Source organism: Paenisporosarcina sp. P5_A11 (assembly GCF_056400705.1).
Genome location: NZ_JBFUKT010000132.1, coordinates 1 through 9,644 on the forward strand (window position 1 = coordinate 1; position 9,644 = coordinate 9,644).

9 protein-coding genes are annotated in these 9,644 nt (G+C 37.3%); 8 read left to right on the plus strand and 1 reads right to left on the minus strand.

Annotated elements, in window-relative coordinates:
• Together AC1DOS_RS14855 and recO are read left to right on the plus strand one after the other, a co-directional pair.
• Positions 1-309 (plus strand): KH domain-containing protein (locus tag AC1DOS_RS14855; RefSeq protein WP_477538122.1); only part of this gene is annotated, 309 nt, incomplete at its 5' end.
• An 18-nt stretch (positions 310-327) separates the two neighbouring features.
• Positions 328-1,122, plus strand: coding sequence for a DNA repair protein RecO (gene recO / locus AC1DOS_RS14860; protein ID WP_477538123.1), 795 nt, complete (start codon positions 328-330; stop codon positions 1,120-1,122).
• A gap of 23 nt (positions 1,123-1,145) precedes the next feature.
• Here the strand turns inward: recO and AC1DOS_RS14865 are convergent, their stop codons facing one another.
• A complete protein-coding gene (locus AC1DOS_RS14865; RefSeq protein WP_108586215.1) occupies positions 1,146-2,528 on the minus strand; it encodes a glycine--tRNA ligase in 1,383 nt (460 codons plus the stop codon).
• 336 nt (positions 2,529-2,864) lie between these two features.
• Here AC1DOS_RS14865 and ccpN point away from each other — a divergent pair, with 336 nt between their 5' ends.
• The 6 genes from ccpN (at position 2,865) to cccA (ending at position 9,470) form a co-directional block, all read left to right on the plus strand.
• Entirely contained in the window at positions 2,865-3,503 is a 639-nt protein-coding gene (gene ccpN, locus AC1DOS_RS14870; RefSeq protein ID WP_477538124.1) for a transcriptional regulator CcpN, read from the plus strand.
• A 12-nt stretch (positions 3,504-3,515) separates the two neighbouring features.
• Entirely contained in the window at positions 3,516-4,319 is an 804-nt protein-coding gene (locus AC1DOS_RS14875) for a pyruvate, water dikinase regulatory protein (protein WP_477538125.1), read from the plus strand.
• A 216-nt stretch (positions 4,320-4,535) separates the two neighbouring features.
• Positions 4,536-6,347 (plus strand): DNA primase, encoded by a 1,812-nt coding sequence (dnaG, locus tag AC1DOS_RS14880; protein ID WP_477538126.1) that lies wholly within the window; start codon positions 4,536-4,538, stop codon positions 6,345-6,347.
• A gap of 28 nt (positions 6,348-6,375) precedes the next feature.
• The gene (gene rpoD / locus AC1DOS_RS14885; RefSeq protein ID WP_477538127.1) at positions 6,376-7,506 is read left to right on the plus strand and encodes an RNA polymerase sigma factor RpoD; all 1,131 of its coding nucleotides are present in this window, start codon (positions 6,376-6,378) and stop codon (positions 7,504-7,506) included.
• A 303-nt stretch (positions 7,507-7,809) separates the two neighbouring features.
• Positions 7,810-8,949, plus strand: a complete 1,140-nt coding sequence (locus AC1DOS_RS14890) for an acyl-CoA dehydrogenase family protein (protein WP_477538128.1) — start codon at positions 7,810-7,812, stop codon at positions 8,947-8,949.
• A gap of 143 nt (positions 8,950-9,092) precedes the next feature.
• Positions 9,093-9,470, plus strand: coding sequence for a cytochrome c550 (gene cccA, locus AC1DOS_RS14895; protein ID WP_477538129.1), 378 nt, complete (start codon positions 9,093-9,095; stop codon positions 9,468-9,470).
• Positions 9,471-9,644: the final 174 nt, after the last annotated feature.

The window sequence follows — 9,644 nt, forward strand, 5'->3', positions numbered from 1 at the left end:
GTACTTCACTTAACTCATGAAGAAATTCCTCATTCGATTGCAGTTGTAATTGAGAAAATTAAAAGAGAAGAAGATAGTGAAAAGATTCGTGTGACAGCGACTATTATGGTTGAGCGTGAGTCACAAAAAGGTATGGTCATCGGCAAAAAGGGAGCACTTTTAAAAGAAGTAGGTATGCGTGCTCGTAAAGATATTGAAATGTTATTAGGAAGTAAAGTATTCCTTGAGTTGTGGGTGAAAGTTCAAAGAGACTGGCGTAACAAACAAGTCCATTTACGTGATTTTGGATTCCGTGACGACGAGTATTAATAAGGGGCGTGTGGGCAGTTGCTGAATCGTATAGAAGGCATTGTCTTAAAAACGCAAGATTATGGGGAAGCCAATAAAATAGTCACTCTTTTCTCACGAGAGGGTGGCAAAATTACAGCGATGGCCAGGGGTGCGAAAAAACCTGCAAGTCGCTTGGCTGCAATTACCCAACCTTTTACACATGGCTCTTTTTTAATTCAACAGGGTCGTGGAATGGGGACTATGCAACAAGGCGAACAAGTGGAATCTTATCGACATATTCGTCAAGATATTGAAGCGACTGCTTATGCAAGCTTTATCGTGGAATTGATTGATCGAGCAGTGGATGATCGAACTCCACAACCTTCCATATTTAATTTACTGCAACATGCATTACATGCAATCTCAGATGAATATGATCCCGAAGCTATTGCTTTATTTGTGGAATGGAAAATGTTGCCGGTCACTGGTATTTATCCAACCTTACATCAATGTACAAATTGTGGTGCAACGGAAGGTGAATTCGCATTTTCATTCCAACAAATCGGTTTCCTATGTCATCGCTGTTTTAGTATTGATCGATATATTATTCGTTTAACTCCTGCGCAAGTTAAGCTCATAAGAACGTTTTATACAGTACCGATTGAGCAAGTAGGGAAGTTAACATTAAAAAAAGAAACGAAAACATTTATTAAGAAGATTGTACGAACTATTTATGAAGAACAAACTGGTATTCGGTTAAAGACCCGGTCATTTATTGATCAGCTAGATCGTTCACCGCAATATTTCCCTAAAAAAGAAAATCCGTCTACTGCTCCTGAAGAAGGAGTGTAGACGGATTTTTTTATTCGTTTACCTTAAAACTCTAAGTGTTTTTCGATATATGCTTTTACATCAATAATTGGCATACGTGTTTGTTCCATTGAGTCGCGATGACGAACCGTTACTTGACCGTCTTCTACTGAATCAAAGTCATACGTAATACAGAAAGGTGTACCAATTTCATCTTGTCGTCGGTACCGTTTACCAATTGATTGAGAATCATCATAATCCACCATGAACGATTTGCTTAACTCAGCAAATACTCCGTTAGCGCCTTCAGCTAATTTTTTTGATAAAGGCAAAATTGCTGCTTTTACAGGAGCTAAAGCGGGATGGAATCTTAAAACAGTACGTTTATCGTCGCCTTCAAGAGCTTCTTCTGCATAAGCATCACACAAGAAAGCAAGTGTAACACGGTCTGCACCTAGTGATGGTTCGATACAGAAAGGTACATAGCGTTCGTTTGTAATAGGATCGATATAATTAAAATCTTCACCTGAATGTTCCATATGACGTTTTAAATCGAAATCGGTGCGGTCTGCAATTCCCCATAACTCGCCCCAACCGAATGGGAATTTATATTCCACATCTGTTGTAGCAGAAGCGTAGTGAGACAGTTCTTCTACATCATGATCACGTAAACGAATGTTATCTTCAGTTAAACCTAAGTTTAATAACCAGTTCTTACAATAATCGCGCCAGTAAGCGAACCATTCTAAGTCTTCACCTGGTTTACAGAAGAACTCAAGTTCCATTTGCTCAAATTCACGTGTTCTGAACGTAAAGTTACCTGGTGTAATTTCATTTCTAAAACTTTTACCAATTTGTGCAATACCAAAAGGCATTTTTTTACGCATTGAACGTTGAACATTTTTGAAGTTAACAAAAATTCCTTGCGCTGTTTCTGGACGTAAGTAAATATCGTTTGATGATGCTTCAGTTACACCTTGAGAGGTTTTAAACATCAAATTAAATTGGCGAATATCTGTAAAATCTTGCGCGCCGCAATCTGGACAAGTGATAGAATGTTCGCTAATTAGTTCTTGCATCTTTTCAAAAGAAAGGCCATCAACGATCATTTCGATTCCTTTAGTTTCAAGTGCATCTTCAATTAACTTATCAGCCCGGTGACGTGCTTTACATTTTTTACAATCAATCATTGGGTCGTTAAAGTTTCCAATATGACCAGAAGCTGACCATACTTTTGGGTTCATTAAGATAGCTGCGTCCACTCCAACATTGTATGGAGATTCTTGAACGAATTTGCGCCACCATGCTTTTTTGATGTTGTTCTTAAGCTCAATTCCTAGTGGACCATAATCCCATGTGTTGGCTAAGCCACCGTAAATATCTGAGCCAGGAAATACAAAACCTCTGTGTTTYGCTAAACTTACTACTTTTTCCATTGTGATTGTCATGAAAAATCCCTCCAAAATAAAAATAGCACTCGTCCCCGGACAATAAATGTCCGGGGACGAGTGCATAATACCCGCGGTTCCACCCCAGTTAACTGCAAACTGATTTGCAATTCACTTTCAAAAAATCATGACTCCAGGACGCCTTTTCGTGTTCGATGCAGACTTTCACTGTCTCTGCTCGCTTAAGTGAACATTACTTATTTTCCTATCTTCGTCTATATAATTGAATACACTATAACATACTACTGTGAAAAGCACCACTCAGGCAATACACTAGATAACACTACTTAAATAGTATATAATAATGAACATTGAGTATAACACATTTTTGAGGCGGTGAGTCCGATCGAACTCAACAAACGTCAAGAGGAAATTTTGGTAATTGTTAAAGGAAATGGTCCGATTACGGGAGAACAAATTGCAGAACGATTGAATTTAACAAGATCTACATTACGACCTGATTTAGCGATTTTAACGATGGCTGGTTTCTTAGATGCAAGACCACGAGTGGGATATTTTTACTCAGGTAAAAAAACTGGTCAAGCTGTTACGGATAGCATGATGAATATGAAAGTAAGAGACTTTCAGTCAATTCCTATTGTTGTTGCCGAAGACATGACGGTTTACGATGCAATTTGTCACATGTTCTTAGAAGATGTAGGTACATTGTTTGTTGTTGATAAAAATGCGTATTTAACTGGAGTATTATCAAGAAAAGATTTACTTCGCACGAGCTTAGGTCAACAGGATTTAAATAAAATTCCCGTTCATATTATTATGACCAGGATGCCTAATATTACGTTTTGCTTCAAACATGATTCATTACTTCATGCGGCGAAGAAATTGATAGATAAACAGATTGACGCTTTACCAATTGTAAAAGAACATCCAGATGGATTTGAAGTAATTGGCCGAATAACAAAAACTAATATTACAGGTGCTTTTCTGTCATTAGCAGAAAATCACGATTTGTGAGGTGATAAAACCATGAAAAAACTGCATATATTTATTGTTTCGGATTCAGTTGGAGAAACAGGTGAATTAGTTGCGAAAGCAGCTGTTAGCCAGTTTAGACCTGGTTTGCAAAACACATCATTAAAACGTTTACCCCATATAGAAACGATTGATCATGTAATCGAAATTGTGCATCTAGCAAAAATTCAACAAGCAATTATTTTATTTACACTAGTAAAAAAAAAAATGCGAGCAACTATGAAAAAAGAGTGTGCTAAACATGGCGTTCGATTCATTGATCTAATGGGTCCTCTTATGGTTACTCTAGAAGAAGAATTAAATGAAATACCATTTGAAGAACCAGGTCTAGTCCGTAAACTTGATGACGACTATTTTAAAAAAATAGAAGCGATTGAGTTTGCTGTAAAATATGATGRTGGTCGTGACCCAAGAGGTTTATTATTGGCGGATATCGTTTTAATTGGGGTTTCGCGAACTTCTAAAACCCCTTTATCTCAATATTTAGCTCATAAACGCTATAAGGTCGCAAATGTTCCTCTTGTACCAGAAGTAGAGCCTCCAGAAGAACTATTCAAAGTAGACCCTGAGAAATGTTTCGGTCTCGTGATTTCTCCTGACAAGCTAAATTCCATCAGGAAAGAACGTTTAATTGCATTAGGATTAAATGATGATGCAAGCTACGCCAAATTAGATCGTATTAAACAAGAAATCGTTCATTTTGAAAAAGTTGTCTCTCGAATTGGATGTCAAGTCATTGATGTTACGAATCGCGCTGTAGAAGAAACAGCAAATGTGATTTTAAACAAAATCCAGTAAGGAAAAACCATCCCGATGTTGGGAAGGTTTTTTCTTTTGAAAAGACAATTTTTTTGTAGATTTTTTCATGCAAACGTTTTATAATGAAAAATTGTGGTAAAAATATTTAATAAGAGTTGTCATTTCTCAAGTTTTTTATATTTTTGTCGAAACTTGCAGGATTTTCTTCAACTATCTCGAATTCAATATATAGCCTATAAAGATGGTGATGATTACGTGCAAAGAATTCCTGAAGAAACGATTGAACAAATTCGCACAAGCAATGATGTAGTGGATGTCATTAGTGAATATGTTCAGTTGACGAAACGTGGACGAAACTGGTTTGGTCTTTGCCCTTTCCATGGTGAACAGACACCTTCGTTTTCTGTTTCTCAAGACAAGCAAATCTTTCATTGTTTTGGATGTGGGGCTGGAGGAAATGCCATTACCTTTGTAATGGATATAGACAATCTTTCTTTCCAAGAAGCTTTAAGTAAGTTGGGTTCCCGTGTGGGTATTGATATCGATATCGAACCACAAACTGGTGATACCACAACAATTTCTAAAGATGAAACACGTATGAAAGAAGCACATACTTTTGCGATGAATTATTATCACCACTTGCTACTAAATACTGAAGAAGGAGAAAAAGCCCTTCAATATTTAGAAGAAAGAGGATTTTCTCGTGAACTTATTGAACAATATAGAATCGGATGGTCTCTTCCTAATTGGGATGCTTTAACTACTTTACTGGAACGTAAAGGATTTAGTTTACCTGAAATGGCTCAAAGTGGGCTTGTCATCCAGAAAGAAAATCGAAATGAATATTTTGACCGCTTTAGAGAACGAATTATGTTTCCTGTTCGAGATGAAGCAGGTCAAGTTATTGCTTTTTCCGGAAGAGTATTAAATACAGATGCGCAAGATGCTAAATACATGAATAGTCCAGAATCACCTATTTTCCAAAAGAGTAAAGTTTTATACAATCTAGATGTTTCTCGACCGATAATTCGGAAAAAACATAAAGTGATTGTCATGGAAGGTTTTATGGATGTTATAGCAGCCGCAAAAGCGGGTATCATGAATACAGTAGCCACAATGGGTACGGCTCTGACAAAAGAACAGATTAACAAGTTGAAACGCTTAACTGATTCAGTCACTATTTGTTATGATGGTGATTCTGCGGGTTTTGAAGCTGCAAAGCGGGCTGCCCAGCTATTAGTACAAGACAAGATGAAAACTGAAATTGCGCTATTACCGAATCAAATGGATCCTGATGATTTTATTCAAACAAATGGGGCTGAGGCCTTTGAAAAACAAATCATTGATCGTCCTCATGCTTATTTAGCATTTATGATGATGGTAGCTAGACGCAACAAGAATTTTCAATTTGAAAACGACACGTTACAATACGTGCAAGAAGTTCTCGAACATTTTGTAGGGAATACATCCCCAGTTGAACGAGATTTATATATTAGACAATTAGCAAAAGAAACCAATATTTCTGAAGAGGCGATTTATCAACAATTCAGAAAAATTGAAGGTAAATCATTAAAACAAAACACGAGACAGCAAGCTCCACCAATTGCCCAAAACATGCCTGTAAGTCGTAAACTTGTCCAAGCAATTGATCGGGCTGAAAAATTGTTGCTCGCTCATATGTTACACCAGGTTGATATCGTCGATAATTTACATCAAGAGCATGGTCTCCATGTATTCATTCACGATTCATATGAAGCGATATTTGTTCGCCTCATAGGTTTCTACGACATGTATCCTCAAGCGGATACACATCGTTTTCTTGAAATTTTAGAAGACACGGATTTACGTAAGTTGGTAATGGAAGCAACGTTAACAGAACGAGACCCAGAACATGCACGTGAAGAAGTCTCTGACTGCTTACGACAAATAAATAAACACCGAATAGAGCTTCAAATTCAAATGAAAATGCATGAGTCAAAAGAGGCTGAAAAGATGCAGGATATGACAAGTGCATTAGCGTTAGCAAAACAAATAATCGATTTAAAGAAATCGTTAACAACGATGTAAATGATTGGTTTTTAAAGGAGGAAGACTTATGGCGGACAAGTCTGAACGTACAAAAGAGGCTGAAACTGAGGTCAGATTAGAAGAAGCGAAGAAATCTCTACTCGAAATGGGCAAAAAAGCGGGAGAGTTAACTTTTGCGGACATTGCTGAAAAATTGTCTGTATTTGTATTGGAATCAGATCAAATTGAAGAATTTATTGAACAGCTCGAAGCACAAGGTGTTGAACTTGGGCGAAAAGACGGCGATGAAGAAGACTTAGAAAAGTTAATGAAAAAAGGGCAAGAAGAAGAAACATTCGACTTAAACGATTTAAGCGTACCACCGGGAGTTAAAATTAATGATCCCGTGCGTATGTACTTAAAAGAAATTGGTCGTGTAGACTTACTTTCTGCTGATGAAGAAATCGCACTTGCTCAACGTATTGAAGTAGGCGATGAAGAAGCCAAGAAACGTTTAGCTGAAGCAAATTTACGACTTGTTGTAAGTATTGCGAAACGTTATGTTGGACGTGGGATGTTGTTCTTGGATTTAATTCAAGAAGGAAATATGGGTCTTATTAAAGCTGTTGAGAAATTTGATTTCCGTAAAGGCTTTAAATTTAGCACATATGCTACTTGGTGGATTCGTCAAGCGATAACACGCGCGATTGCTGACCAAGCTCGTACGATTCGTATTCCGGTTCATATGGTGGAGACGATTAATAAACTAATTCGTGTACAACGTCAGTTACTACAAGATTTAGGTCGAGAACCTTCTCCAGAAGAAATTGGAGAAGAAATGKAGTTACTTGCTGAAAAAGTGCGTGAAATCTTAAAGATTGCACAAGAACCTGTTTCTCTTGAAACACCGATTGGTGAAGAAGATGATTCACACCTAGGAGACTTCATTGAAGACTCTGATGCACAGTCTCCATCTGATCATGCAGCATATGAGCTTTTAAAAGAGCAGTTAGAAGACGTTTTAGATACATTAACTGATCGAGAAGAAAATGTACTGCGCTTGCGTTTCGGTCTGGATGACGGTCGCACTCGTACGTTAGAAGAAGTAGGGAAAGTATTTGGCGTAACGCGTGAACGAATTCGTCAAATAGAAGCGAAAGCTTTACGCAAATTGCGTCATCCTTCACGAAGCAAACGTTTAAAAGACTTTTTAGAATAGAAATTCCAAGAGACATTCACTTCTGTGAATGTCTCTTTTTTATCGAAATAGAAGTATAAGTTTGAAGTTCCAAGAACCCTTTACGTATTTCTAAACGTAATAGGTCGTAAAGTGTCTAGCATGACGTAAGTTTATTAATAAATCGAGTGTGGAAATTGAAGAATTGTAAAGTGAATTTCTATTATATAAAAAGATTTTTTAATATTGCTAACCTCTCTTATAACAAAAATAGTTGTGAATGTTAGAATATTACCTTTATAATGAAAATTGAAAGCGTTTTATAAATTAAAGGGGTTGAATGTAGTGAATTTTGATTTATCGCAAGAACATCAGATGATTCGCAAAACAATGAAGGAGTTTGCGGATAAAGTTGTAGCACCAGGCGCGATAGAACGTGACCGCACGAAAGCTTTCCCTAAAGAAATCTTTAAACAATTAGCCGACATGGGGATGATGGGCGTACCGTTTTCAGAAGAATATGGCGGAGCAGGTTCAGATACGATAAGTTTTGCTATTGTTACAGAAGAATTAAGTCGTGCTTGTGCGTCTACAGGGATTACCTATTCTGCACATATATCATTAGGTGGAGCTCCACTTAATTTGTTTGGAACTGAAGAACAAAAACATAAATATTTAGCACCGATTTGTTCTGGAGAGTCTTTCGGAGCTTTTGGCTTAACTGAACCAAATGCCGGTTCTGATGCGGGTGGTACACAAACACGTGCAGTAGAAGATGGTGATGACTTTATCATTAACGGAAGTAAAGTATATATAACGAATGCAAGCTACGCGAAGCATTTAGCGATTACAGCAATTACTGGGATGAAGGATGGCAAGAAAGAAATAAGTGCAATCATTGTTCCTACTGATGCTGAAGGATTCACAGTTATTGATAATTATGAAAAAATGGGATTAAACGCATCTAATACTACTGAACTAGTACTAGAGAATGTAAGAGTTCCAAAGGCGAACTTATTAGGGAAACGTGGAGAAGGCTTCCAACAATTCTTAATAACTCTTGATGGTGGTCGTATTGGTATTGGGGCAATGGCTGTTGGTATTGCCCAAGCTGCCTTTGATAAAGCATTACGCTACTCAAAAGAGCGTCAGCAATTTGGCAAACCATTAGCTCATTTCCAAATTACTCAATTTAAATTAGCAGATATGGCGATGAAAATCGAATTAGCTCGTACAATGGTTCATAAAGCGGCATGGTTAAAAGATCAAGGTCGACCATTTACAAAAGAAGCATCAATGTGTAAGTTATATGCATCAGAGATTGCAATGCAAGTTGCGGATCAAGCAGTTCAAATTCATGGTGGGTATGGCTATATGAAAGAATATGAAGTTGAACGCTATATGCGTGATGCGAAATTACTCGAAATTGGTGAAGGTACTTCTGAAATTCAACGAATGGTCATTGCTCGACAAATAGGCTGTTAATATTCATTAATTTGTCGAATTTCTGACAATCTAATGAAAACTTCCATGTTAAGACTTTTCGTTTGAGATAGAATGCAGTACAATAACACTGTTGACTGATTCTATTATAGAAAAAGAATGAACGAAAAGAAGGAGGTTACATTATGCAAAAAAATCCAATCGTACCATTTATTTTAATTATGGCATTTGGTATTGGTCTTATTTTCTTCCTATCAATTCAAGGCGTTGATAAAAAGAAAGAAATTGCTGCTGGACATGAAGAAGGCGCTGCTGGAGAACAAGCTGAGGGTGGAGGAAGTGCAGAAGGATTTGATCCTAAAGCTGTTGCTCAAGGCAAATGTATCGCTTGTCATGGTGGAGATCTTGCTGGTCAAGGAAGCTTCCCATCATTAGTTGATACAAAACTTTCTACAAAAGAAATTGCTGAAGTTATCAAAAATGGTAGAGGTGCAATGCCTCCTGGTTTAGTACCTGCAGCAAATGTAGATGAAATGGCTGAATATATTCATTCATTAGAATAGGTACCGCTGACCCTTATCCTGAACATGGATAAGGGTTTTTTAGTAGGCTATGTTAAAGAATGCTGTTGATAATGAAGAACAATCGAAAGAGTCATTTGCGCCTAGCATGCCGCAATAGCGTGAAGAATGAGACCCACAAGTATGTGGTTTTCATACTTGTTGGCTCATGCGGAA

Coding starts and splice junctions, on each gene's coding strand:
- cccA (WP_477538129.1), top strand. CDS start 9,093: ATGCAAAAAAATCCAATCGTACCATTTATTTTAATTATGGCATTTGGT.